The organism is Vibrio sp. Isolate32 (assembly GCF_022397955.1).
Classification (GTDB): domain Bacteria; phylum Pseudomonadota; class Gammaproteobacteria; order Enterobacterales; family Vibrionaceae; genus Vibrio.
Map to the genome: position 1 here is coordinate 64,975 of NZ_JAKEUQ010000013.1, position 26,309 is coordinate 91,283.

General features: G+C 44.9%; 23 protein-coding genes and 2 tRNA genes. 20 read left to right on the forward strand and 5 right to left on the reverse strand.

The features are described 5' to 3' along the window. The first annotated feature begins 63 nt into the window (after positions 1–63). From ftsH to L1D11_RS11915, 16 genes are all read left to right on the forward strand, one after another. Complete coding sequence (ftsH, locus tag L1D11_RS11840) at positions 64–2,031, forward strand: ATP-dependent zinc metalloprotease FtsH (protein WP_239833897.1); 1,968 nt, start codon at positions 64–66, stop codon at positions 2,029–2,031. Between the two features lie 89 nt (positions 2,032–2,120). Then, the gene (folP, locus tag L1D11_RS11845; RefSeq protein WP_239833896.1) at positions 2,121–2,951 is read left to right on the forward strand and encodes a dihydropteroate synthase; all 831 of its coding nucleotides are present in this window, start codon (positions 2,121–2,123) and stop codon (positions 2,949–2,951) included. A gap of 21 nt (positions 2,952–2,972) precedes the next feature. Then, the gene (gene glmM / locus L1D11_RS11850) at positions 2,973–4,313 is read left to right on the forward strand and encodes a phosphoglucosamine mutase (protein ID WP_239833895.1); all 1,341 of its coding nucleotides are present in this window, start codon (positions 2,973–2,975) and stop codon (positions 4,311–4,313) included. 294 nt (positions 4,314–4,607) lie between these two features. Continuing rightward, a complete protein-coding gene (secG, locus tag L1D11_RS11855) occupies positions 4,608–4,940 on the forward strand; it encodes a preprotein translocase subunit SecG (RefSeq protein ID WP_017059392.1) in 333 nt (110 codons plus the stop codon). A 16-nt stretch (positions 4,941–4,956) separates the two neighbouring features. Beyond that, positions 4,957–5,041, forward strand: a tRNA-Leu gene (locus L1D11_RS11860). 53 nt (positions 5,042–5,094) lie between these two features. Continuing rightward, positions 5,095–5,171 (forward strand) — tRNA-Met (locus L1D11_RS11865). A gap of 234 nt (positions 5,172–5,405) precedes the next feature. Then, complete coding sequence (gene rimP, locus L1D11_RS11870) at positions 5,406–5,861, forward strand: ribosome maturation factor RimP (protein ID WP_004738265.1); 456 nt, start codon at positions 5,406–5,408, stop codon at positions 5,859–5,861. Between the two features lie 35 nt (positions 5,862–5,896). Next, positions 5,897–7,384 carry a transcription termination factor NusA gene (gene nusA, locus L1D11_RS11875; RefSeq protein WP_017059230.1) on the forward strand — a complete coding sequence of 496 codons (1,488 nt, stop codon included), beginning with the start codon at positions 5,897–5,899 and terminating at the stop codon, positions 7,382–7,384. 22 nt (positions 7,385–7,406) lie between these two features. Then, a complete protein-coding gene (infB, locus tag L1D11_RS11880) occupies positions 7,407–10,097 on the forward strand; it encodes a translation initiation factor IF-2 (protein ID WP_239833894.1) in 2,691 nt (896 codons plus the stop codon). Positions 10,098–10,231: 134 nt separating this feature from the next. Further along, the gene (gene rbfA / locus L1D11_RS11885) at positions 10,232–10,645 is read left to right on the forward strand and encodes a 30S ribosome-binding factor RbfA (RefSeq protein WP_239833893.1); all 414 of its coding nucleotides are present in this window, start codon (positions 10,232–10,234) and stop codon (positions 10,643–10,645) included. Further along, a complete protein-coding gene (gene truB, locus L1D11_RS11890) occupies positions 10,645–11,598 on the forward strand; it encodes a tRNA pseudouridine(55) synthase TruB (RefSeq protein WP_086712039.1) in 954 nt (317 codons plus the stop codon). The genes rbfA and truB overlap by 1 nt, the downstream gene beginning before the upstream one ends. Before the next feature lie 218 nt (positions 11,599–11,816). Beyond that, positions 11,817–12,086: a 30S ribosomal protein S15 gene (gene rpsO / locus L1D11_RS11895; RefSeq protein ID WP_010436144.1), complete on the forward strand. Its 270-nt coding sequence runs from the start codon at positions 11,817–11,819 to the stop codon at positions 12,084–12,086. Between the two features lie 377 nt (positions 12,087–12,463). After that, positions 12,464–14,584 carry a polyribonucleotide nucleotidyltransferase gene (gene pnp, locus L1D11_RS11900; protein WP_239833892.1) on the forward strand — a complete coding sequence of 707 codons (2,121 nt, stop codon included), beginning with the start codon at positions 12,464–12,466 and terminating at the stop codon, positions 14,582–14,584. Between the two features lie 124 nt (positions 14,585–14,708). Beyond that, positions 14,709–15,647: a lipoprotein NlpI gene (gene nlpI, locus L1D11_RS11905; protein WP_239833891.1), complete on the forward strand. Its 939-nt coding sequence runs from the start codon at positions 14,709–14,711 to the stop codon at positions 15,645–15,647. Between the two features lie 165 nt (positions 15,648–15,812). After that, positions 15,813–16,220 carry a MarR family transcriptional regulator gene (locus L1D11_RS11910; RefSeq protein WP_239834128.1) on the forward strand — a complete coding sequence of 136 codons (408 nt, stop codon included), beginning with the start codon at positions 15,813–15,815 and terminating at the stop codon, positions 16,218–16,220. 88 nt (positions 16,221–16,308) lie between these two features. Continuing rightward, positions 16,309–17,646, forward strand: a complete 1,338-nt coding sequence (locus L1D11_RS11915) for an MATE family efflux transporter (protein WP_239834127.1) — start codon at positions 16,309–16,311, stop codon at positions 17,644–17,646. A gap of 85 nt (positions 17,647–17,731) precedes the next feature. Here L1D11_RS11915 and L1D11_RS11920 read toward each other — a convergent pair whose 3' ends face one another. The 3 genes from L1D11_RS11920 to L1D11_RS11930 all read right to left on the reverse strand — a co-directional run bounded on the left by L1D11_RS11920 (position 17,732) and on the right by L1D11_RS11930 (position 21,863). After that, the gene (locus tag L1D11_RS11920; protein ID WP_239834126.1) at positions 17,732–18,610 is read right to left on the reverse strand and encodes a U32 family peptidase; all 879 of its coding nucleotides are present in this window, start codon (positions 18,608–18,610) and stop codon (positions 17,732–17,734) included. A gap of 18 nt (positions 18,611–18,628) precedes the next feature. Next, positions 18,629–19,642, reverse strand: a complete 1,014-nt coding sequence (locus L1D11_RS11925) for a peptidase U32 family protein (protein WP_239834125.1) — start codon at positions 19,640–19,642, stop codon at positions 18,629–18,631. Between the two features lie 181 nt (positions 19,643–19,823). Then, a complete protein-coding gene (locus L1D11_RS11930) occupies positions 19,824–21,863 on the reverse strand; it encodes a bifunctional diguanylate cyclase/phosphodiesterase (RefSeq protein WP_239834124.1) in 2,040 nt (679 codons plus the stop codon). A gap of 218 nt (positions 21,864–22,081) precedes the next feature. On the opposite strand from L1D11_RS11930, the gene L1D11_RS11935 reads away from it, so the two are divergent. The 4 genes from L1D11_RS11935 (at position 22,082) to rimI (ending at position 24,120) form a co-directional block, all read left to right on the forward strand. Beyond that, complete coding sequence (locus L1D11_RS11935; protein WP_086775327.1) at positions 22,082–22,651, forward strand: SCP2 domain-containing protein; 570 nt, start codon at positions 22,082–22,084, stop codon at positions 22,649–22,651. Further along, positions 22,635–23,138 carry an N-acetyltransferase gene (locus L1D11_RS11940; RefSeq protein WP_239834123.1) on the forward strand — a complete coding sequence of 168 codons (504 nt, stop codon included), beginning with the start codon at positions 22,635–22,637 and terminating at the stop codon, positions 23,136–23,138. The genes L1D11_RS11935 and L1D11_RS11940 overlap by 17 nt, the downstream gene beginning before the upstream one ends. Before the next feature lie 144 nt (positions 23,139–23,282). Then, positions 23,283–23,681, forward strand: a complete 399-nt coding sequence (locus L1D11_RS11945; RefSeq protein ID WP_239834122.1) for a DNA polymerase III subunit psi — start codon at positions 23,283–23,285, stop codon at positions 23,679–23,681. Beyond that, entirely contained in the window at positions 23,674–24,120 is a 447-nt protein-coding gene (gene rimI / locus L1D11_RS11950) for a ribosomal protein S18-alanine N-acetyltransferase (RefSeq protein WP_239834121.1), read from the forward strand. Before L1D11_RS11945 ends, rimI begins: the two co-directional genes overlap by 8 nt. Before the next feature lie 124 nt (positions 24,121–24,244). Here rimI and deoD read toward each other — a convergent pair whose 3' ends face one another. Both deoD and L1D11_RS11960 read right to left on the reverse strand, forming a co-directional pair. Next, positions 24,245–24,967, reverse strand: a complete 723-nt coding sequence (deoD, locus tag L1D11_RS11955; protein WP_102423088.1) for a purine-nucleoside phosphorylase — start codon at positions 24,965–24,967, stop codon at positions 24,245–24,247. Positions 24,968–25,035: 68 nt separating this feature from the next. Beyond that, positions 25,036–26,256 (reverse strand): phosphopentomutase, encoded by a 1,221-nt coding sequence (locus tag L1D11_RS11960; RefSeq protein WP_239834120.1) that lies wholly within the window; start codon positions 26,254–26,256, stop codon positions 25,036–25,038. Positions 26,257–26,309: the final 53 nt, after the last annotated feature.

Here is a 26,309-nt window from a genome sequence, read left to right on the forward strand (position 1 = left end):
ACAAACTGTAGTACCCTACCTTTAATTACAATTAGTTATCGAGAGGCTTACACCTTGAGTGACATGGCAAAAAATTTAATTCTGTGGCTTGTTATCGCGGTAGTGTTGATGTCGGTTTTCCAGAGCTTTGGCCCTGGGGAAAGTAACGGCAGAGCAGTAGATTACACCACGTTTGTACAGGAAGTTGGCCAAGGCCAGATTCAAGACGCACAGTTCAATAACAGCGAAATCACTTTCACTCGTCGTGGTGGTGGTTCTAAGTATGTAACTTACATGCCTGTTTATGATCAAAAGCTACTTGATGACTTAATTAATCAAAATGTAAAAGTTCAGGGTACACCACCTGAAGAGCAGAGCCTGCTTGGCACTATCTTCATCTCTTGGTTCCCAATGATCTTACTGATTGGTGTATGGATTTTCTTCATGCGTCAAATGCAAGGCGGCGGCGGCGGTAAAGGCGCGATGTCTTTCGGTAAGAGCAAAGCTCGCATGATGAGCGAAGAACAAATCAAAACGATGTTTGCTGATGTTGCTGGTTGTGACGAAGCAAAAGAAGACGTGAAAGAGCTTGTGGATTATCTTCGTGACCCAAGCCGCTTCCAGAAATTAGGTGGTAAGATCCCTACAGGTATCCTGTTGGTTGGTCCTCCTGGTACGGGTAAAACATTGCTTGCAAAAGCGATTGCCGGTGAAGCGAAAGTACCGTTCTTTACTATCTCTGGTTCTGACTTCGTTGAAATGTTTGTTGGTGTTGGTGCATCTCGTGTGCGTGACATGTTCGAACAAGCGAAGAAAGCTGCACCTTGTATCATCTTTATCGATGAGATCGATGCGGTAGGTCGCCAACGTGGCGCCGGTGTTGGTGGTGGTCACGATGAACGTGAACAAACACTTAACCAAATGCTAGTTGAGATGGATGGTTTCGAAGGTAACGAAGGTATTATTGTTATCGCTGCGACTAACCGTCCAGACGTACTAGACCCTGCATTACTTCGTCCTGGTCGTTTTGACCGTCAAGTTGTAGTTGGTTTACCAGATGTACGTGGTCGTGAACAGATTCTTAAAGTGCACATGCGTAAAGTGCCACTATCAGGCGATGTCGAACCATCTCTGATCGCTCGTGGTACACCAGGCTTCTCTGGTGCAGATCTTGCGAACCTTGTGAACGAAGCGGCTCTATTTGCTGCTCGTGGTAACAAGCGCAATGTATCTATGGTTGAGTTTGAACTTGCTAAAGATAAAATCATGATGGGTGCTGAGCGCCGTTCAATGGTGATGTCTGAAGAAGTGAAAGAGTCAACGGCTTACCACGAAGCAGGTCACGCGATTGTTGGTCGCTTGGTACCTGAACACGATCCCGTGTACAAGGTGTCAATCATTCCACGTGGTCGTGCGCTTGGTGTGACGATGTACTTACCTGAGCAAGACCGCGTAAGCATGTCTCGTCAGCATCTAGAATCAATGATCTCTAGTTTGTACGGTGGTCGTCTTGCTGAAGAACTTATCTATGGTAAAGACAAAGTGTCAACTGGTGCGTCTAACGATATTGAACGTGCAACTGATATTGCTCGCAAGATGGTAACGCAGTGGGGCTTCTCTGAGAAACTTGGTCCTCTTCTTTACGCAGAAGAAGAAGGTGAAGTTTTCTTAGGTCGCGGCATGAGCCAAGCGAAACATGTTTCTGACGATACTACTAAGCTGATCGATGAAGAAATTCGTATTCTAATCGACCGCAACTATGCTCGTGCGAAGCAAATTCTTGAAGAGAACATGGATATCATGCACTCGATGAAAGATGCGCTAATGAAGTTTGAAACGATCGATGCGGGTCAGATTGATGACTTGATGGAACGTAAAGACGACATTCGTGAGCCAGCCGGTTGGGGTGACCAGTCGAAAGCAGAACCTGCAAAGGAAGAAGCTAAACCTGAAGCTAAATCAGAAGAAGCTGTCGCTGAACCAAAAGCTGAAGAGTCGAAAGTTGAAGAAGTTAAATCTGAAACAGATGATGCTCAAAACAAAGATTCTTAATCGCTAAGTTATAAATTAAAACCCTGAGCACGCTCAGGGTTTTTCTGTTTATAGCCCAAGATGTTTTTACCTTTTAAGACCTGCCTTTCATGATATTAAAAGCACACAACAAAACACTCGTTTTAGACCGCCCACATGTGATGGGTATTCTCAATGTCACGCCTGACTCTTTCTCTGATGGCGGAAAATTTAACTCATTAGATAATGCCTTACTGCAAGCAGAGCGAATGATTCAAGCTGGTGTTAGCATTATTGATATAGGTGGTGAATCAACTCGCCCGGGAGCACCTGATGTATCTTTAGAAGAAGAACTCGCTCGCGTTATCCCTGCCATTAAAGCGATTCGTGCCAAGTTTGATGTGTGGATCTCTATTGATACCAGTAAAGCTGAAGTGATGCGCCAAGCCGTTGAAGCGGGCGCTGATTTGATCAATGATGTGCGCGCTTTGCAAGAGCCGGGAGCTCTAGAAGCCGCTGCCGATGCTAATGTACCAGTTTGTCTGATGCACATGAAAGGTCAGCCGAGAACCATGCAAACTAACCCAAGTTATGATGATGTTCTTCAGGATGTAGAGGCATTCTTGCAAGAAAGGGTAGAAGCTTGTGAGGCGGTTGGTATTTCAAAAGTGCAGTTGATTCTTGATCCAGGCTTCGGTTTTGGTAAAACCATCGAACACAATTACCACCTATTAGCGCATCTTGAAAAGTTTCATTCGTTAGGCTTACCTGTTTTAGCTGGGATGTCGAGAAAATCGATGATCTTTAAGCTATTAGACAAAGCCCCAGCTGACTGCATGGTCGCTAGCGTCACTTGCGCCACTATCGCAGCAATGAAAGGTGCACAAATTATTCGCGTTCACGATGTGGAAGATACATTGGAAGCGATGAAGATAATTGAAGTGATGAATAACAATCACTAATCATAATTAAGGAAAATCAATATGTCTGATAAAAGACGTTACTTCGGCACAGATGGTGTGCGTGGCAAAGTTGGCCAGTACCCGATTACACCTGATTTTGTTCTGAAGCTTGGTTGGGCTGCGGGGCGTGTTCTTGCGAAACAAGGCACAAAGAAAGTCATCATTGGTAAAGATACTCGTATCTCTGGCTACATGCTTGAGTCTGCGTTAGAGGCTGGCCTCGCTGCTGCGGGTCTTCAGGCTACTTTTACTGGCCCAATGCCAACACCAGCTGTGGCTTATCTTACACAAACATTCCGTGCTGAAGCGGGCATTGTTATCTCTGCATCGCACAACCCATACTACGATAACGGTATCAAGTTCTTCTCTTCTGAGGGAACAAAACTACCGGACGATATCGAGTTGGCGATTGAAGTTGAACTGGATAAAGACATTGAATGTGTTGATTCTTCTGATCTAGGCAAAGCAGTACGTTTAAGCGATGCCGCTGGCCGTTACATCGAGTTCTGTAAAAGTACGTTCCCACATAAAATGACACTAGCTGGCATGAAGATCGTTATCGATTGTGCCCATGGTGCCACTTACCACATTGCGCCTGCTGTATTTAAAGAGCTAGGAGCAGAGGTTGTTGCGATTGGTGTTGAGCCAAACGGTACTAACATCAATCACGAAGTCGGTGCGACGGATGTGCGTGCTCTGCAAGCAAAAGTGCTTGAAGAAAAAGCGGCATTAGGTCTTGGCTTTGATGGTGACGGCGACCGTATCATCATGGTTGACGAGCTAGGCAACAAAGTTGATGGTGACCAAATCGCTTACATCATTGCACGCGATGCACTGCGTCGTGGTGAGTTGAAAGGTGGTGTTGTTGGTACACTAATGACCAACCTTGGTATGGAAAATGGCCTTAAGCAGCTAGGTATTCCGTTTGTTCGTGCTGCAGTTGGTGACCGTTACGTAATGGAGCAACTTCTTGCTAAAGGCTGGAAGATTGGTGCAGAGAACTCGGGTCACGTTATCCTATTAGATAAAGTAACGACGGGTGATGCAATTGTTGCTGCTCTGCAAGTCTTGGCTTCAGTTGTTGATAGCGAAATGACTCTGAATGAGCTGTCTCAAGGCATGACGTTGTACCCTCAAATTCTAGAAAACGTTCGTTTCAGTGGAGACTCAAACCCACTAGAAGCAGAAGCGGTAAAAGCAGCGGTTGTTGAAGTAGAAGCTGAGCTTGGCGAGAAAGGTCGTGTGCTATTACGTAAGTCTGGTACCGAGCCATTGCTGCGTGTGATGGTTGAAGGCGAAGATGCTGAACTTGTTCAAGCGTCTGCACTTAAGATTGCTGATGCAGTAAAAGCAAACTGCTAATTTAACCTTTAACTTAACCGGCGCAATGAATAGCGCCTGTGATTAGAAGTGACTGACCTATATAACGGTCAAGAGATATAATGGTAAAAAGAGACATAAATGAGTTTTGTGTCGCTTTTGACCTTTTTTTGACCATTCACTTGGTAAAGGCTTATTTTTTAGCAAATTCTCCTTGTCAGTCATCGTCGCATTCGCTAGTATTGCTCGGCCTTCAGTTAGGAGGTCGCTAGCCTTGTTCTTAAAAATAGTTTTTTGAACGGCGCTGGCTCAACAATTAGGAACATAGGTGGAAAAATGTTTACAGTTCTACTTGTGATTTACCTGTTGGCAGCGCTTGGTGTAATTGGCCTAGTGTTGATTCAACAAGGTAAAGGCGCAGATATGGGAGCCTCTTTCGGTGCTGGCGCTTCAAACACTGTGTTTGGTGCTGGTGGCTCAGGAAATTTCCTTACCCGAATGACTGCAATTTTTGCAACTACATTTTTTATCCTTAGCTTAGTGCTTGGTAATATGTCTACACATAAAACTGAGTCACAATGGATTGACCCGACTCAAGGTCAGGTAATTCAACAAGCTGACGATGCAGTGAGTGAAGTTCCGGCGCAAGGCGACGAAATTCCGCAATAATCTGTAAAGATTTGATGCCGAGATGGTGAAATTGGTAGACACGCTAGCATGAGGTGCTAGTGCCTTAGGGTGTGAGGGTTCGAGTCCCTCTCTCGGCACCATGTTTACAAACTTGTAAAACATCTTGTTGGGCGTATAATGCTCACAAGTCGGACGCGGGATGGAGCAGTTTGGTAGCTCGTCGGGCTCATAACCCGAAGGTCGTCGGTTCAAATCCGGCTCCCGCAACCAATTCCAATGCTATTATATAGCTTGTATTGGTAGCAAGTTTGCACAGTGTGAACCTCACTGTGAGTTAAGTGCGATATCGAATGTGATGGCACTTAACATATAAGGGTCCAGCAACAAAAACCCCGGCTTATACGGGGTTTTTTGTTATCTAAGCATTTATAAATGCGTTTAGATAATGTTTGCTTGGAATTTAAATTGGGCTTTGAGCCCTTTTTTTGTTTCTGGAGTGGTTAAATGACTGGTTTAGAAAGACAACTTACTGAAATGCTTGACGCTCCAGTAGCAGCATCAGGTTATGAGTTAGTTGGATTAGAATTTATTCGTGCTGGTGAGCACTCAACGCTACGTATTTACATCGATTCACCAAATGGTATCAATGTAGATGATTGCGCTGAAGTTAGTCACCAAGTAAGTGCCGTAATGGACGTTGAAGATCCAATTTCAGTGGCTTATAACCTTGAAGTTTCTTCACCAGGTTTAGAGAGACCACTGTTCAAAGCAGAGCATTACCAACAATTTATTGGTCACGAGGTAAGCATCGTTTTGAAAATGGCTGTCGGCAACCGTCGTAAGTGGAAAGGTGATATCCAATCTATCGAAGGCGAGACAGTGAAAGTATTGGTTGAAGGACAAGAAGAAGAATTCGTCCTGAGCAATATTGCGAAAGCTAACCTGATCCCTAAATTTTAGTTCTCCTAGAGAGAAGAGCTTAAGAGGCTAGATTAATGAACAAAGAAATTTTGGCGGTAGTAGAAGCTGTTTCTAATGAGAAAGCAGTTCCTCGTGAGCGTATTTTTGAAGCGCTTGAAATCGCGCTTGCAACGGCAACAAAAAAGAAAAGCGAACTAGAAATTGAAGTTCGTGTTGAAATCGACCGTAAAACGGGTGATTTCGAAACTTTCCGTCGTTGGGAAGCTGTTGAGGAAGTTGAATTCCCAACAAAAGAAATCTCTATTGAAGCTGCAAAGTACGATGATCCAGAGATCGAACTTGGTGGTTTCATCGAAGATGATATCGAATCAGTGACGTTTGACCGTATTACGACTCAAACGGCTAAGCAAGTTATCGTACAGAAAGTACGTGAAGCAGAACGCGCTCAAATCGTTGAACAGTTTATTGACAACGAAGGCGAGCTAGTAACTGGCGCAGTTAAGAAAGTTAACCGTGACACTATTATCCTAGACCTAGGTAATAACGCTGAAGCAGTAATCCTTCGTGATGACCAACTTCCTCGTGAAAACTTCCGTCCAGGTGACCGTGTTCGTGGTCTTCTTTACGCAGTTAAACCAGAAGCTCGCGGTTTCCAGCTTTTCGTTACTCGTTCGAAGCCAGAAATGCTAGCTGAACTATTCCGTGTAGAAGTACCTGAGATTGGCGAAGAACTAATTGAACTTAAAGGTGCTGCACGTGACGCTGGTTCTCGTGCTAAAATCGCTGTGAAAACAAACGACAAACGTATTGACCCAGTTGGTGCGTGTGTTGGTATGCGTGGTGCACGTGTACAAGCTGTTTCTAACGACCTTGGCGGCGAGCGTATCGATATCGTTCTTTGGGATGATAACCCGGCGCAATTCGTAATCAACGCAATGGCTCCTGCTGATGTTGCTTCAATCATCGTTGATGAAGATGCACACTCTATGGATATCGCTGTTGAAGCGGATAACCTAGCACAAGCGATTGGCCGTAGCGGTCAAAACGTACGTCTAGCTTCTCAACTAACTGGTTGGGAACTGAACGTAATGACTGTTGCTGATCTTGAGAAGAAGCACCAAGAAGAAGCTGTTGCTTCTATTGAAAACTTCATGAAGCACCTAGACATCGAAGAAGACTTTGCTCAAATGCTTGTTGAAGAAGGCTTCTCAACACTTGAAGAAGTAGCTTACGTTCCTGTGAACGAGCTTCTTGAAGTTGATGGTCTAGACGAAGGTATCGTTGAAGAACTACGTAACCGCGCAAAAGACGCACTGACCACTCTAGCGCTAGCGAAAGAAGAGACTTTCGACGGTGTTGAGCCTGCTGAAGACTTACTTGCACTTGAAGGTCTTGAGCGCGAAATGGCTTACAAGCTAGCAGCAAAAGGCGTTGCGACATTGGAAGACCTAGCTGACCAAGGCGTTGATGAACTAGAAGGCATCGAAGACCTAACTGCAGAGCGTGCAGGCGAGCTAATTATGGCTGCGCGTAACATCTGTTGGTTCGGCGACGAAGAATAATTCAGCAAGGAGAGAAAGCGGTATGACACAATTAACAGTTAAAGCACTGAGTGAAGAGATTGGTACGCCAGTTGACCGCTTAATTGAACAACTTGCTGATGCAGGCATGAAGAAATCAGGGTCGGATCAAGTAACTGATTCAGAGAAGCAAACATTGCTAACGCACCTTAAAAAGGAGCACGGTGATACTTCTGGTGAAACAGAGCCGACTCGTTTAACTCTTCAACGCAAGACCCGCAGCACGCTAAGTGTTGCCGCTGGAGGCGGTAAGAGTAAGGATGTTCAAGTAGAGGTACGTAAAAAACGTACTTACGTGAAGCGCAGCACTATTGAAGATGAAGCGAAACGTGAAGCTGAGGAAGCGGCTAATCGTGAAGCGGAAGAGAAAGCACAACGCGATGCTGAAGAGCAAGCGAAACGTGATGCTGCAGAGAAAGCACAGCGCGAAGCCGAAGAAAAAGTAACACGTGAAGCGGATGCAAAACGTGAAGCTGAAGAGAAGGCTCAACGCGCACAAGCTGAAAAGGCTAAAAAAGAAATGAATTCAAAAAATGCAGACGCTAACGCAAAAGCGAAAAAAGAAGCGGATGAACTTAAAGCTCGTCAAGAGCAAGAAGCAACTCGTAAAGCAGAAGCTGAAGCAGCTAAGCTTGTTGAGGAAGCTCGTAAGTTAGCAGAGGAGAACCAAGAACGTTGGTCTGAAGAAGAGAAGAAGAAGAAAGAGCAAGAGAAATCTGCGGATTACCATGTGACTACTTCTACTTACGCTCGTGAAGCTGAAGATGCGGCAGATAAGAAAGATGAGAAAGCACCTCGTCGTCGCAAGAAGAAAGCAGCTCCTGCTAACCAACCTGCAAACAACCGTGGTGGTCGTAACCAACGTGGTCGTGGCGGTAAAGGTAAGCTTGCTAAACCAACTTCAATGCAGCAAGGCTTCGATAAGTCAGCGACTGTTGCTAAATCTGATGTTGCTATCGGCGAGACTATCGTTGTTTCTGAACTGGCTAGCAAAATGTCAGTTAAAGCAACTGAAGTTATCAAAGTAATGATGAAGATGGGCGCTATGGCGACTATCAACCAAGTGATCGACCAAGAAACAGCACAACTTGTTGCTGAAGAAATGGGTCACAAGGTAATCCTACGTAAAGAAAACGAACTCGAAGAAGCAGTACTAGCTGACCGTGATAGCGATGCTATCGCTGAAGGTCGTGCTCCTGTTGTTACTATCATGGGTCACGTTGACCACGGTAAAACTTCAACACTTGACTACATTCGTAAAGCACACGTTGCTTCTGGCGAAGCTGGCGGTATCACGCAGCACATTGGTGCTTACCACGTAGATACTGACAACGGTATGATCACTTTCCTTGATACTCCTGGACACGCGGCATTTACTGCTATGCGTGCTCGTGGTGCTCAAGCGACAGATATCGTTGTACTTGTAGTTGCAGCAGACGATGGCGTAATGCCACAAACAATCGAAGCAATCCAGCACGCGAAAGCGGCAGGCGTTCCTCTGATTGTTGCTGTGAACAAGATCGATAAAGAGGGTGCAAACCCAGACAACGTTAAGAATGAGCTAGCTCAATACGACGTTATCCCTGAAGAATGGGGCGGCGAGAACATCTTCGTTCACATCTCTGCAAAACAGGGTACAAACATCGATGGTCTTCTAGAAGCAATCCTTCTTCAGTCTGAAGTTCTTGAGCTTACAGCGGTTAAACAAGGCATGGCGTCTGGTGTTGTTGTTGAATCTCGTCTTGATAAAGGCCGCGGTCCAGTTGCAACTGTACTAGTACAGTCTGGTACTCTAAACAAAGGCGACATCGTTCTTTGTGGTCAAGAGTACGGCCGTGTTCGTGCTATGCGCGATGAGAACGGCAGAGACATCGAAACTGCAGGTCCATCTATTCCTGTAGAAATTCTAGGTCTTTCTGGTGTACCTGCATCAGGTGACGAAGCGACTGTTGTACGTGATGAGCGTAAAGCACGTGAAGTTGCGAACTACCGTCAAGGTAAATTCCGTGATGTTAAACTAGCTCGCCAACAAAAAGCGAAACTAGAGAACATGTTCGCGAACATGACGGCTGGTGAAGTTGCTGAACTTAACGTTGTACTTAAAGCTGACGTTCAAGGTTCTGTAGAAGCGATTGCTGACTCTCTACTGAAACTGTCAACTGACGAAGTTAAAGTGAACATCGTAGGTTCTGGTGTTGGTGGTATTACTGAAACTGATGCAACTCTTGCAGCAGCTTCTAACGCTATCATCCTTGGTTTCAACGTTCGTGCTGACGCAACTGCGCGTAACACGGTTCAGAACGAAAACCTAGATCTACGTTACTACTCAATCATTTACCAATTGATTGACGAAGTTAAACAGGCGATGGGCGGTATGCTTGCTCCTGAATTCCGTCAAGAGATCATTGGTCTTGCACAAGTTCGTGACGTATTTAAGTCGCCTAAACTTGGTGCAATCGCTGGTTGTATCGTTACTGAAGGTACGATTAAGCGTAGCAACCCAATCCGTGTACTTCGTGAAAACGTTGTTATCTACGAAGGTGAACTAGAGTCACTTCGTCGCTTTAAAGATGACGTTCAAGAAGTTAAGAACGGTTACGAGTGTGGTGTCGGCGTTAAGAACTACAACGACGTTCGCGTTGGTGACCAGATCGAAGTATTCGAAATCGTTGAGGTTAAACGTACTCTAGACTAATCAGTCTGTACGACTCGACATATTGACTAAGGTTACTAACATTACTAGTGAAGGTAATAAGTAATCGGTTGTTGAATACACCATGGGGGGCTGGTAATTACCAAGCCCCCCATCTTTCTAAGTGAGAAAAGAAAATGTCAAAAGAATTTAGCCGCACACAACGTGTGTCTCAGCAGCTTCAAAAAGAGCTTGCTCTTATCCTACAACGTGAGGTTCGTGACTCACGTATTGGTATGGTAACTATCTCAGACGTAGAAGTGTCTCGTGACCTTGCATACGCAAAAGTGTTCGTGACTTTTCTATGTGTTGGTGAGCAAACACCTGAATCATGTCTTAAAGCTCTTAAAGAGCATGAAGTGCCAGTTCGTATGGCTCTTGGTAAGCGTATTCGCCACCGCCTAACGCCTGAAGTTCGTTTTACTTATGACAACACATTAGTAGAAGGCATGCGTATGTCTAACCTAGTAAGTGAAGTTCTGAATGATGACAAGCGTAAGCAAGAAGAAGCTGGCCGCACTGACGAAACTCATTCTAAGGGCGAAGAGTAATGGCTCGCCGTCGTAAAGGTCGCCCTATCAACGGGGTAATTCTATTAGATAAGCCGACTGGCATTTCATCTAATGATGCACTGCAAAAAGTAAAGCGTATTTACTTTGCAGAGAAGGCAGGGCACACCGGTGCTCTGGATCCTCTTGCGACTGGCATGCTGCCAATTTGTCTTGGTGAAGCAACGAAGTTCTCTCAGTTTCTTTTAGATTCTGATAAGCGCTACGTTGTTATTGCTAAGCTTGGTGAGCGTACCAATACTTCTGACTCTGATGGTGAAGTGGTTGAGACACGTGATGTTAACGTGACTCAAGAACAGCTTGAGCGTTGCATTGCGAGCTTCAAGGGTGAAACCGATCAGATACCATCAATGTTTTCGGCATTGAAGTATCAAGGTAAGCCTTTGTACGAATACGCACGTGCCGGTATCGAGGTTCCTCGTGAGTCTCGTAAGATCACTGTGTACTCTATTGAACTGCTTCGCTTTGAAGGCGATGAAGTTGAAATGGAAGTGCATTGTTCGAAAGGCACATACATCCGCACAATTACCGACGATCTTGGTGAAATGCTCGGTTGTGGTGCTCATGTAACCATGCTTCGTCGTACAGGTGTAGCGAAGTACCCATACGAGCGTATGGTGACGTTGGAGCAGTTAAACGAGATCCTAGAGCAAGCACAGGCGCAAGAAATTGCACCGAAAGAGCTGCTTGATCCACTGCTGATGCCAATGGACACTGCCGTTGAAGATTTACCAGAAGTAAACCTGAACGCGGAACTGACTGACCTAGTTCAGCACGGTATGCCAGTTCAGGTTTCTGGTGCGCCAACTGAAGGCACTGTTCGCATGACTAGTGGCGAAGAGAAGCTGTTTGTCGGCGTTGCTCAGATTGCTGAAGATGGCCGAGTTGCACCGAAGCGTTTGGTTGTTTTCAGAGATGAAGAGCCACAAGCGTAGTGCTGAAACCGAATTAGGTATTAGTGTTTAGCCTTGAAAAGCGAATCAATAAAATAGAAAGCGAACGCCTAATATAGGTGGTTCGCTTTTTTCGTTTTCAATGGGTTCGATTGTTATTGCACCAATTGACAAACTTCCCTATAATCCTCGGCTCGCGTAGCGGCTGAATCAGAGATTGGCTGCTACAAATATAAACTTACTCTTATCAGGAGAGAATTATGTCTCTGAATGCAGAAACTAAAGCAGCAATCGTTGCAGAATACGCACAATCTGAAGGCGACACAGGTTCACCAGAAGTACAAGTAGCACTACTTACTGCTTCTATCAACCACCTACAAGGTCACTTCAAAGCGCACAAACACGATCACCACAGCCGTCGTGGTCTACTACGTATGGTTTCTAGCCGTCGTAAGCTTCTTGATTACTTGAAAGGTAAAAACCTTGCTCGTTACCAAGACCTAATCAAGCGTCTAGGCCTACGTCGCTAATAGCGATGTCTGCAAAGACAGTTTGAAGAAAAGGAGCATTTATGCTCCTTTTTTTGTGCCTGTAAGAAAATGCTAGGCCGGATGCTCAGAATATCATCTGGCTTTTTCTGATAGGAAATATCTCTCCTAATAAAAATAGTTTATACTACGCCCGCCTATAGCGTTTTCAACGTTTGGCAATCAACCTCTCAAGAGATTACAGTCACAGATGTCGGCCAATAGGTCGCGACTATTCAAAGGCGGATTTGGTCTTAATTCGGCGTATGAACTCATACAAAGAACATTGTCCTGAGTCCCTTTTCACTAGTCGCGATTGGTAATATCTTGAGTCATTATTCACTTAATCTAAAGTCTGACTTTAGAGCTAAGGATATACAATGTTTGAAAAACCAGTTGTAAAATCGTTCCAGTACGGTAACCACACCGTTACTCTAGAAACGGGCGTAATTGCACGTCAAGCTACTGCTGCTGTAATGGCGACTATGGACGATACATCAGTATTCGTTTCTGTTGTTGCTAAGAAAGAAGCAGTTGCAGGTCAAGACTTCTTCCCTCTAACAGTAAACTACCAAGAGCGTACATACGCTGCGGGTAAAATCCCTGGTGGTTTCTTCAAGCGTGAAGGTCGTCCTTCTGAAGGCGAAACACTAACAGCTCGTCTGATTGACCGTCCAATTCGTCCACTTTTCCCAAGTGCGTTTAAAAACGAAGTTCAAGTTATCGCTACGGTTGTTTCTATCAACCCTGACGTAAACCCAGACATGATCACTATGATCGCAACGTCTGCTGCACTTGCTATCTCTGGTGCTCCATTCAATGGTCCTATCGGTGCTGCACGTGTTGGTCACATCGACGGCGAACTTGTTCTTAACCCATCAAATACTGAGCTTGAAAACTCTAAACTAGACCTAGTTGTGTCTGGTACAGAAGGCGCAGTACTAATGGTTGAATCTGAAGCAGATAACCTGTCTGAAGAAGAAATGCTTTCAGCTGTTGTTTACGGTCACGACCAACAACAAGTTGTAATCAAAGCAATCAACGAGTTTGCTGCTGAAGTAGCAACTCCAGCTTGGAACTGGGAAGCGCCAGCAGTTAACACTGAGCTTAAAGCTCAAGTTGCTGAGCTTGCTGAAACACGTCTATCTGATGCGTACCAGATCACTGAGAAAATGGCTCGTTACGAGCAAGTTGGCGCAATCAAGAACGACGTTGTTGAAGCTCTAATTGCACAAGACGAAAACCTAGATGAGCGCGAAATCCGCGGCATGCTTGGTTCTCTAGAGAAAAACGTAGTACGTAGCCGCATCATCGCTGGCAACCCACGTATCGACGGTCGTGAAAAAGACATGGTTCGTGCGCTAGACGTACGTACTGGTGTTCTTCCACGTACACACGGTTCTTCTCTATTCACTCGTGGTGAAACTCAAGCTCTTGTTACTGCAACGCTTGGTACACAACGTGATGCTCAAATCATCGACAGCCTAATGGGTGAGAAGAAAGACAACTTCCTTCTACACTACAACTTCCCTCCATACTGTGTAGGTGAAACTGGTTTCGTTGGTTCTCCTAAGCGTCGTGAAATTGGTCACGGTAAGCTTGCTAAACGTGGTATCCAAGCAGTAATGCCTTCTGTTGAAGAATTCCCATACACAGTTCGTGTTGTATCGGAAATCACTGAATCTAACGGTTCTTCTTCAATGGCTTCTGTATGTGGTACATCTCTAGCGCTTATGGATGCTGGTGTTCCAATCAAAGCTTCTGTTGCGGGTATCGCAATGGGTCTTGTTAAAGAAGGCGATGATTTCGTTGTTCTTTCTGACATCCTTGGCGACGAAGATCACCTAGGTGACATGGACTTTAAAGTAGCAGGTACTAACGCTGGTATCACTGCACTTCAAATGGACATCAAGATCGAAGGCATCACTAAAGAGATCATGCAAATTGCTCTTAACCAAGCGCAAGGTGCACGTAAGCACATCCTTTCTGTAATGGATGAAGCTATCTCTGGTGCTCGTGAAGATATCTCTGAATTCGCTCCACGTATCCACACAATGAAAATCAGCTCTGATAAGATCAAAGATGTTATCGGTAAAGGCGGCGCAGTTATCCGTGCTCTTTGTGAAGAAACAGGTACTACAATCGAAATCGAAGACGATGGCACAATCAAGATTGCTGCTACTGAAGGCGCAGCTGCTAAAGAAGCTATCCGTCGTATCGAAGAGATCACAGCTGAAGTTGAAGTTGGCCGCATTTACCAAGGTAAAGTTGCTCGTCTAGCTGACTTCGGTGCATTCGTAACTATCCTTCCAGGTAAAGATGGTCTAGTACACATCTCTCAAATCGCTGACAAGCGCGTTGAAAAAGTGTCTGACTACCTAACTGAAGGTCAAGAAGTACCAGTTAAGGTTCTTGAAATTGACCGTCAAGGCCGTGTACGTCTAAGCATAAAAGAAGCAGTTGAAACGCCAGTTGAAGGCGAAGCACCTGCTGCTGAGTAATTCTCTGTGTGTCGATGGTGATATCGCTTTTTAGTGATTTCTAACCTATCGTCAACAAAGCATGTTATAAAGGGGAGCATATCGCTCCCCTTTTTTATTGCGGTCATAACAGGAGTAATTATTTGTGAAATGGTTTCAAACCGCGAGTATGTGTTTACTGCTTGTACTAACAGGTTGTGCGACAACATCAGATAACGCCTCACGTTGGGTTTATCCACCGATGGCTGTGCCACTGCAACCAAGTGTTCAGCAAGAAGTTCAAATTGCACGTCTTAGTCAGTTATTACAGCGCCCAGATTTGAACGATGAAGTTCGAGCTAAGATGCTGTTTGAACGCGGTAACTACTACGACAGTGTTGGCCTGCGTGATTTAGCACGTCTTGATTTCAACCAATCTCTTTCATTGAACCCTGCTCAGCCTGATATCTTCAATCTTTTGGGTGTTTATTTTACGCAGGTAGGGGAGTTTGATGCGGCTTATGAATCTTTTGATTCTACGTTAGAGCTTGATCCTGCAAACTCTTACGCAGAAAGAAACCGCTCTATCGCGCTTTACTATGGCGAACGTTACGACTTAGCCAATGAAGAGATGATGAAGCACTATGCCGATGATCCTAGCGATCCGTTTCGTGCTCTGTGGTTGTACATCATTCAACATGAATTAACGCCAGAACAAGCCAAGCTTGATTTGCAAAAGCGTTACGAGAGCCGTGATGAGCAGTGGGGCTGGGTATTAGTCGCGATTATGCTTGATGACATTACTGAAGAGCAGGCTTTCAAGGCGATCTTAACCGGTACTCGTGATAACACGTTACTTGCGCAGCGCCTAACAGAGACGTACTTCTATCTTGCTAAGCGTTACCACATGAATGGTGACTACGCGAATGCGATCTCTTTGTACAAGTTGTCAGTGTCTTTCAATGTGTATGAATATGTAGAACACCGCTACTCTTTCCTAGAGCTAAGTCGCATCTTTAGCACGCTTAAAGCCGAACATCTGGCACAGTCTAAATTAGCATCCGCTAAACTGGCAGAAGCTGAAGAAGAAGCCAAAGCTAAGTAAACGACATATTATAAACTTAAGAAACCGCTGCCTGTCAGCGGTTTTTTTATGGCCTTTTTTATGCTTCTTTTTTATAAACTGTCCCGTTTTTGATTGCTTTTTATTTAAATAATACTAAAATAGTTAGCTTTGCTAACTAAATATTAATTCTGTGGTTGGAAATCTATGCTGGACCAAAATCTAGAAAAAATTGAACGCTTTGCCTCTAAGATATGGCGAACTCAGGTAAATGAAGAGCCTATTTGTCAATTGAGCTTCAATGAGTATGACTATTTGAAGGTTATTCAAGCATCTCCTGAACCGATACGATTAACTGATCTTGCGATTGAGATGCAAGTCACCAAGCCTTCAGCGACCACTATGGTTCAGAGGCTTGAGAGAAAGGGCCTTGTTGAACGTAAAGCTTCGCTCGAAGATGCGAGGTCTAAGCTAGTAGTACTGACTAATAAAGCAGAAGTGGGGTTGGAAGAAGAAAGTAAGATCTATCAAGTGATGGCACAGATACTGGAAAGTCGTTTGTCTGAGCAAGAGTCTCAACAACTAAACCTATTATTAAGTAAGGCTTTGAAGTAATTAATTTAGATGTTTAGTTAGCTTTGTTAACTAATTTTCGAGTCATATCGTGTTGATATGCGACTCACAAATGAAAGTAGAGTAAGAAATGAGTAACTCAATTAGTCGTCAATTTTGGCGCTACACAATCCCAACCGTGGCGGCGATGCTGGTTAATGGCCTGTACCAAGTAGTGGATGGCATTTTCATTGGCCGGTATGTTGGTGCTGATGGACTCGCGGGGATTAACGTCGCGTGGCCTGTGATTGGTTCGATTCTCGGTATTGGTATGCTAGTGGGCGTAGGTACGGGTGCGCTTGTCTCGATTCGACAGGGTGAAAAAGACACTCAGGGTGCTAAACAGATCCTAGCAACCGGTCTAACCTTGCTACTGGCGATAACGCCGATTGTTTCGGCGTTACTGTATCTGTTTGCCGACAACTTTTTGCTTTGGCAGGGTGCAGAAGGGCGAGTGTATGAGCTTGGTCTGCAATACTTATACATTCTGATTGGTGCCGGTGTCTTCACGCTAGGTTCGATCGCGATGCCGTTTTTACTGCGCAATGATGACAGCCCTAATCTCGCCACCATACTGATGATCGTTGGTGCGGTGATTAATATCGTACTCGATTACCTGTTTATCGCCCTCTATGGTTGGGAGTTGATGGGCGCGGCCTTAGCAACAGCGCTTGCTCAGTTTGTGGTAACGGGTCTTGGCTTGGCTTACTTCTTCTCACATCGAGCAAACCTGCGTTTACGTTGGAGTGAGTTGAGACTGAAGCTCGATGTGATTCCACAAATTTTCGCCATTGGTACATCAAGCTTCTTTATGTACGCTTATGGTTCGATGATGGTGGCGCTGCACAATGCGTTGTTCTCCCAATATGGCGACCAGTTGATGATTGGCTCTTACGCGATTTTGGGCTACATCGTGACGGTTTATTACCTGACTGCGGAAGGTATCGCTAATGGTATGCAACCATTGGTGAGCTACAACCATGGCGCGCGCAACCAAGCGAATATTCGCAAGTTGCTTAAGATTGCGATGTCGAGTTCTGTCTTAATTGGTGTCGCGTTTGTGTTGCTATTGAACGCGTTCCCACGTGAGTTTGTATCAGTATTTAACTCAGACGAACCTCAGCTAGTCGAGTACACAGTGTTGGGTATTCGACTTCACATGTTTGCATTGGCGCTGGATGGCTTCTTGGTAGTAGCAGGAGCTTACTATCAAGCAGTGAACAAGGGCAGCAAGGCGATGTTTGTGACGATAGGTAATATGCTGATCCAACTGCCTTTCTTGTACATTATGCCGAAGTTGTACGGTGTGCCGGGGATCTGGATTGCGTACCCACTGTCTAACATCGCGCTAAGTGTGGTGGTGATGGTAATGCTCTACAAAGATCTAAAGAAGATCGATGCCTCACCGATGGAAACAGCGACAGTATAGGCAGTGTTTCTGAAGGCGAATTAAAAAGGTCTAGCGAATGCTAGACCTTTTTCGTATTTGTGGCTGATTGGCTGAATTCGAAGAACTAGATGTTCTTTACGTCTAAACCTGAAAGTTGATGCCAGTAACCATTACATTGACGGCTTTCAATCTTCATCGGGTGTTGACCTTGCTCGTTAGCTCTGAAGTTATTCATTTCAGAGAAGGTATCGATGCCGAGTGGGCTTAAACGAACCACATCAACCAAGTCGTGCATGTTGGGTAAATCATTCACTAGATTGTAGCAGTAGCCAGATTGGGTCTGGATACCATTAAGGTTGAATACTGATTGGCCTTCTTGGCTTTCTACTTGCAGCCCTGTTGGGTACTTGATACAGCAAGTTTCACAATCGTCTTTAGCTTTGTTCTCTGCGCGAGCGGTAAAGCAGCGTGCTGAGTACGCTAGCGGTAAATAGCCGTGGCTGAACACTTCGACTTCAAACTTGTTACGAATATTGAACTCTTCGCACTGTGTCATTACGTTGCTTAGCCATTCACGAGAAAGCTCAACCGGCATACACCAACGTGTCATACCTTGTTTTAAGAACAGGTTCAGCGTGCGCGCGTTGTAGGTGTTTACTGCAGGGCCAACAACGAATGGTACTTTGCTTTCGCTGGCCAGTTGAATGGCAGACACATCGTTCGCTTCAATGGCAAAGTCACCGTTATCGATGTACTTTTTCATGATGTTGACTTCGCTTGGTGCTTCGAGCAATGCCATAGTCGAGAGTACAACTTGCTTACCGGAAGCAGACAGCTCTTTGGCAATGTCCATCCAGTGTTTCGCTTTCATCTCACGACGCTTTGAACATACGGCTTCACCTAGGTAGATGATGTCGGCAGAGCTTGATTTCGCTTGCTCATAGAAGCTTTCAACGTCTTGTTTTGGCCAAAAATAAAGTAGAGGGCCTAATGCGTATTTCATTGAGTTCTCCATTTGGCTCTATTGCCATTTACGGTGATAAGCGCCAAGCGTGGTTTGTGTTCCTTCAGATACATTCGCCAGTGTCGCATTCCAAGCTTGTTCCACTTGGTATTGTTCAGGGTTCGCTAAATAGCGATCGATAGCAGCGCGCCACGTACGAGTCACTTGTTCTACATAAGCAGGGCTGCGTTGGCGACCTTCAATCTTCACTGAGGCAACATTCGCCGCGAAAAGATCAGGTAACATGGATAGCGTGTTTAGACTGGTTGGCTCTTCAAGTGCGTGGTAGCGCTTACGGTCACCATTGATTTCTGCTTCAAAGCGCCCTTTACACAGCGTTGGGTAACCAGCGTTTTCACCTGCTTCATATTTATCGATAAGGATCTCGTTCAAGCGAGACTCTAGGCCGGTTTCTGTCTCTTGCCAGCGAACGTATTTCGCAGGAGAACAAGCGCCAACGGTATTTGGTGATTCGCCAGTCATGTATGAAGAGAGATAGCAACGACCTTCTGCCATGATACATAAGCTACCAAAAGCGAATACTTCAAGGTCAACGTCAGAAGTGATATTGCGAGAAAGCTGTTTGACCTGATGAATTGACAACACACGCGGCAGTACGACACGCTTAACGTTGAAGTTTTTATGGTAGAAGTCGATCGCAGCGGCATTGGTCGCAGACGCTTGTACTGAAAGATGCAGTTCTAGATCTGGATACTTATTTGCTGCGTACTCAAGCACCGCGATGTCTGCGATGATCAGTGCATCCACACCCAGTGCAGCAGCGTTGTCTACGGCATTAGTCCAACGGTCGAAGCCATTTGGGTGAGCAAATGTGTTTAGGGCAACATGAATTTTCTTGTTGTGGTCATGCACATACTGCACAGCACGATCGAGCTTTTTACCCGCAAAGTTAAGGCCTGCAAAGTGTCGGGCATTGGTATCGTCTTTGAATCCGATATAGACAGCATCCGCACCGCAATCAATGGCGGTTTTCAAAGCAGGTAAGTTACCCGCTGGGCATAAGAGTTCCATTTGCTCACTACCAGTAGAATGTAAGTTGAAGCGAGCATTTTATGAAGAATTGTGAATGACGGAATTGATGTAAGGCAGGTTTAGATGGATAAATCTGCTTTTACTCCGTTTGAGGTACTGACGAGTGGTGGTTTTGTGTATTGCTCTGGCTTTGAAGGAGGCGCGTATTCGAATCGTCTGATCAGTTCTTATGACGACGATTTTGTGCGAACAGCTCTTCAACATCTTGTTTTGGTTGTGGGCGATAGAAGTGGAAGCCTTGAATCGAGCTGCAGTTGAGGTTAGACAGCAGAGTCGCTTGTTCACTGGTTTCGACCCCTTCCGCAACTACGGTTAAATCGAGAGACTTACCAAGATTGATGATGTTTTCAATTACGGTAATTTGCTTTGGTAGGGTATCGATATCAGAGATGAAAGCACGGTCTATCTTAAGCTCATCAATTGGGAATCGAGCAAGGTAGGACAGTGAAGAGTAACCCGTACCGAAATCATCAATCGAGAGGGCAAAACCGAGCTTCTTGATGGCGTTCAGCATTTGAAGTGTGTGTTCACTATCACTCATCACCGCGCTTTCTGTTAGCTCAAACGTAATCGTACTTGGGTCAAGCTCTGTCGAACGCAGCAGCTTTTCCATGTAATCAATCAGTTTTGGATTACCAAATTGTTCTGGAGATAGGTTGATCGCGACGCGGCCAGGGAGAATTCCCTGCATTTTCCAGCGTTTAACCGTAGCAAATACTTCACGCATGACCACTCGGCCAAGTTGCTCAATAAGGCCAGCTCGTTCCGCTACAGGGATAAATGCTGCAGGGCTAATATAACCTTCTACAGGATGTTTCCAACGAACCAGAGCTTCAGCACCGTTGATGGTGAAATCTCGTGCATTCACCTTAGGTTGATACCAAACCTCAAGTCCATTCTGTTGTAGCGCTTTTTGTAGCTCTATTTCAAGCCACAGTCGCATACGCGCTTCTTTGTTCATCTGTTCGTTGAATTTGATCAGCCGGTTGCGACCACGATTTTTGGCTTCATACATAGCGGTATCAGCATTTTGCAGCAAGATACAAGCATCAGTCCCATCTTGAGGAAAGCTTACGCTACCAATAGAGCAGGCTAAACGCTTGCTAAAATGGTGAAGATCGAAGGGTTGATTGATCAGAGATATGATCTGTTCAGCGATTATTTCAGGTGTTTGTTGATGCTCTGGTTCTGGCAGGGTAATACCAAACTCATCCCCGCCTAAATGCCCAATGACGGCTTTACGAGGCAGTAAGCGTTTAAGGCGTGAAGCGACCTCTTTAATCACCTTGTCACCGATGTGATGACCAAGTGAGTCATTGATATTCTTAAAGTTATCAATGTCTAAGTATAGCATCATAACCGGCGTATCGTTGTGAATGAATTGCTCAAGACGCTTAGTAAACCCAACTCGGTTGTAGAGCTTGGTCAGTGCATCAATGTAGGCATCTTCACTGTTTGCTGGTGTATATTGTTTTTCGGTTTCTTGTGCGTCTTGGATAAGCACAAGCTGAGTGTTACTTCCAAGAACGGTCGTGGAGTCGATGTTGAGTTGAACCTTACGTTCAAAGCCGCATCGTGCACCCGTTAAGCAAACCAAACCAGACTCAGAAATAATAGAGCTGAGATTATTATTGAAGACTGTTTTGGTTTGTTCATCGATAAATAGGCGTCCCAACTCTTCACCAATTAACTCTGTGGTTGAGTTAAAGCCAAGCAAGCGTGCTGCTGCTGGGTTGGATGACAGGATGTAGTCACTTTCAACTAGCAGTAATCCGTCTGGGAGTAGATGAGATAGCTTGTGGAATTTGGCTTCGGACTCTTCCAAAGAACGGACAAGTACTTGGTTTTCTGATGTGTCGAAGGCGTGAAAGACTATGTAGTCGGTTTTGTTGCCATTGGTAAGCGGAGATAGGCTGAAATGAAGGCTGGTATCGAGGGCAGTTTCGTTGAGGGTGACTTCAGCCTCAATCGTTTCGCCATTGAATGTACGCTCATAGTAAGGCTTAAGGTGCTGGTAGAATTTCTCGCCCAATGTTTGACGGTCATTCATGCCTACAAGCTCTGTTTGACTCAAACCAGCAATGTCACAGTAACGCTCATTAACCATAAAATAGTTATGGTGAGCATCAAGTATTGCAAAAAAGAACGGACTGTTTGCAGTTAGCTGGGTAAACCAATGTTGTAGTTGCTGGGGAGGCATCAAAGTACTACCAATTCTCCAAGAGCTTGAATATTCACTATCGATAAATATTTATTTATTACGTTTTGTGGCTATCGATATTTACCTGTGAGTGCAGCGATCCGCTGTAATTCTCATTACCTGAGTTACTATAACTGTGATTTTCAGGATATTAAAGGTCGAGCATCAAACAGAAGTTAATTTGATACATAACAGTAACTGAGGCCTTAACATCATCTATGATGCATTCCATATTATTGACAAAGTTACGGATAAGTCACGTGATAAACAAGATTCGCACTCAACTAGTTCAAAATGCCGCATCAATTTTGCGATCTCCAGTCCAGTTATTGCCTAAAACAGTACAAAAAAGAGCCTTGTTGGAGGCGCTTAAGAATGTCTTCAAGGAAGCTTTAGAGGACGGTGACTTTGAGTTTTTAGAAGACAAATGGCTGAAAGTCTCAATAAAAGACATGGGGTTAAGTTGGTGTATTAGCTACAAAAATGAGCAACTGGTTGTAGCTGATAAAGAGGTGGCTGAAGATGTAAGCTTTAGCGGGAATCTTAACGATCTTGTGTTGATTGCGGGGCGTAAAGAAGACCCAGATACGCTTTTCTTCCAACGTAGACTGTCTATTGAAGGCGATACCGAGCTCGGTTTAGAAGTCAAAAACTTGATGGATAGCGTAGATTTGGACTTATTGCCGACTCCTATGAAAACTTTGTTAAATCAATTAGCTGATTTTGTGCAGAAGGGAGTACAATCCCCAGATACACAAAGTGAGGTAATGAATGCTTATTCGAACTGAAGCACCGGCAGATATACTTGTCATTGATCGTTTATTGAAATCTGTTTTTGAAACAGATGCAGAAGCTAACTTGGTTATGAGCTTGCGTGAGAATAGCCATTTAACGCTATCGCTGGTGGCTTGTTCTGATGAAGGCGAGGTGGTTGGTCACCTGATGTTTAGCCCTATTACTCTTGGTGGTGACGATCATAACTGGCAAGGGCTTGCTCCGCTTGCAGTAAAAGAAGAGTTTCGCAATCAAGGCATTGCTAAATCTCTAGTTGAAGATGCATTTTCCACTTTGGTTGATTTTGGTTACCCAGCGTGTGTCGTGCTTGGTGATCCTGCTTATTACAGTCGCTTTGGTTTCAAGGCTGCGAGTGAATTTGGCCTGAGTTGTGTTTGGGATGTACCTGAAGGTGCTTTCCAAGCGATTGAGTTGGTAGACGGTGCGCTTGCTGGTCATTATGGTGAGATTGCTTACAGCCCTGAGTTCAACAACTTATAAGCTGATTCACTACGCAAAAACCGATTTAGTCTAAATAAAGGAGCTTGATGCTCCTTTATTTTTTGTTAGTATCAGCCCAGTACTAATAAGCTTAGACTCTAATTAACTTTGGCTCTAATAAACTTAAGGTTACTACCGCTAGATATGTCACAAATACACGCGCAATACCTACAAGAGATGGGCATTAGCCAATGGGAGCTTAGCCACCCAGAGCGTTTAGCAGGTTATGAATCTGAATGGACTCCGCTCTCGAACGATTGCAAGTTACTATTGGTTTCGCCTGAAAAACCTCAGGAAGATCTCGCCGTGATGTTTGAGCGAGTGCTCAAAAGTATCAAGCTCGACTTATCTCAGGCATTACACATTCAGCCTCAGCACCTATCTTCTGTGGATTTAGAGGCGGTTGAGTGGGTGTGGTTTGCTGGGTGTGAGTCGGTTAAAGAACTGAAGGTTAAAACACTTCAATCCCCTTTATTATCTCAGATTGATGGCAACAATCATCAACGCCGCGCTCTGTGGCAGCAAATTTGTTCTTATGAATAGTCAATTTATTAGCATGTCAGATACGCACCTCGATGCGATCTGGCAGATTGAGCAGCAAGCTCATACTCACCCTTGGTCACAAAACATGATTCGCGACCTCGGCAGCCGAGGTGGTTGCCATCATGTGATGTTAGTCGATGACGATGTGGTTGGGTATTTCTATGCGCAAAACATTGTTGGTGAAGTAACACTCCTGAATATCGCTGTTACCCCTAATCATCAAAGCAAGGGATACGGCAAGGCGTTGATTGAACATTTTCTAGTGGTGTGCGAACAAGAAAAAGCCGAAAGCGCATGGCTTGAAGTGCGTGAAAGTAATACTAACGCATTTGGCCTGTATGAGTGGGTTGGCTTCAACGAGGTGGATCGTCGCCGTAACTATTACCCAACGGCCACAGGCAAAGAAGATGCCATTATCATGAGTTACATCTTCTTTTAACTTTCCCTCGCTCACATCGATATTGGTAAAGCTCAACTTAGGTTGGACTTTTTTAAAAAAAACCGAAGCTCAGGCAGCGACGGGGCTTTTATGTATCTGCCGATCTATCTAAGTCGATAAAGCCTTACGCCTCTTGGTCACCAAGAAGCACAGAGTCTAAGGCAATTACCATCATGTCATTGAAGGTCGTTTGACGCTCGTCTGATGTAGTTTGCTCACCGGTTTTGATATGGTCTGAGACAGTACAAATCGTTAGTGCTTTCGCGCCGTACTCAGCACAAACGCCGTAGATACCAGCCGCTTCCATCTCTACACCAACAATGCCGTATTTATCCATCACTTCAAACATTTCAGGATCTGGCGTGTAGAAAAGCTCTGCTGAGAACAAGTTACCTACTTTCACGTCTACACCGCGTGCTTTAGCTGCGTCTTCTGCCGCGCGCACCATTTTGTAGTCTGCAATTGCAGCAAAGTCATGGCCCTTGAAGCGAATACGGTTCACTTTAGAGTCGGTACATGCACCCATGCCGATCACGACATCACGTACTTTGATATCTTCGCTCACTGCACCACAGCTGCCGACACGAATGATTTTTTTCACACCAAAGTCTTTAATAAGCTCAGTCGCGTAAATAGAACATGATGGAATGCCCATACCGTGCCCCATTACCGAAACCTTACGACCTTTATAAGTACCTGTGTAACCAAACATATTGCGCACGTCACACACCTGGACCACCTCTTCTAAGAAGGTTTCAGCGATGTATTTAGCACGTAGCGGATCGCCTGGCATTAATACAACATCAGCGAACGCACCCATTTCAGCATTAATATGTGGAGTAGCCATTGAAAATATCCTTAATCTCAAAACAAAAAAAGAAAAGAGAGGTTTCCCTCTCTTTTATTCATTACCAATTATAGAAAGCTTGCACCGTATTCCATTGGCGATGTGCCAAAGTAAGACGCTAAGCTTTGACCGATGTCAGCGAACGTATCGCGACGGCCTAAAGAACCTGCTGGAACATTTTTACCGTAAACAATCACTGGGATATGCTCTCGAGTATGGTCTGTACCTGGCCATGTTGGATCACAACCATGGTCAGCAGTAAGGATAAGTACATCATCCTCTTTCATCATATCGATGATTTCATTGATACGACCATCGAAGTACTCAAGCGCTGCAGCGTAGCCCGCAACATCACGGCGGTGGCCGTAAGCTGAGTCAAAATCAACGAAGTTAGTGAATACGATGGTATTGTCACCGGCTTCATTGATCGCTTCTTTGGTTGCTTCAAATAGCGCAGGGATACCCGTTGCTTTTGTTTTCTGAGTAATACCACAACCAGCGTAAATATCAGAGATCTTACCGATTGAGTGAACGTTACCGCCCTTCTCATCAACAAGCTTCTGAAGAATCGTTGCCGCTGGTGGCTCAACTGAAAGATCACGACGGTTACCCGTACGTTCGAATTGACCTTTACCTGGGCCAATGAACGGACGCGCGATGACACGACCGATGTTGTACTCTTCAAGCTCTTCACGAGCAATCTGACAAAGATCTAGCAAGTTTTGTAGGCCGAATGTCTCTTCATGACAAGCGATCTGGAAAACAGAGTCAGCAGAAGTGTAGAAGATTGGCAGGCCAGTCTTCATGTGTTCTTCACCTAGATTGTCTAGGATTTCTGTACCCGATGAGTGACAGTTACCTAAGAAGTCAGATAAACCAGCACGCTCAAGGATTCGGTCAGTCAGTTCTTTTGGGAAGCTGTTCTCTTTGTCGGTGAAGTAGCCCCAGTCAAACAGTACAGGAACACCTGCGATTTCCCAGTGACCTGATGGCGTGTCTTTACCAGAAGACAGCTCAGCAGCGTGGCCGTAAGCGCCAATGATCTCAGCGTCTGCATCCATACCAGGAGCAAAGCGACCTGTAGACTCTTTGTGAGCCATCGCTAAACCTAGCTTAGACAGGTTTGGCAGCGTTAGTGGACCTTTACGATCCGCGTTATCTGCAAGACCTTGATCACAATGGTCAGCAATGTGACCCATAGTATCCGAACCTACATCGCCGAATGTGTCAGCATCCGCTGTTTCACCGATACCGAATGAATCTAAAACTAAAATAAATGCTCTTTTCATTTTCTTCACCAACTTATTGCTCTTTGCACCAGAACTCTGTTTATCGGTATACA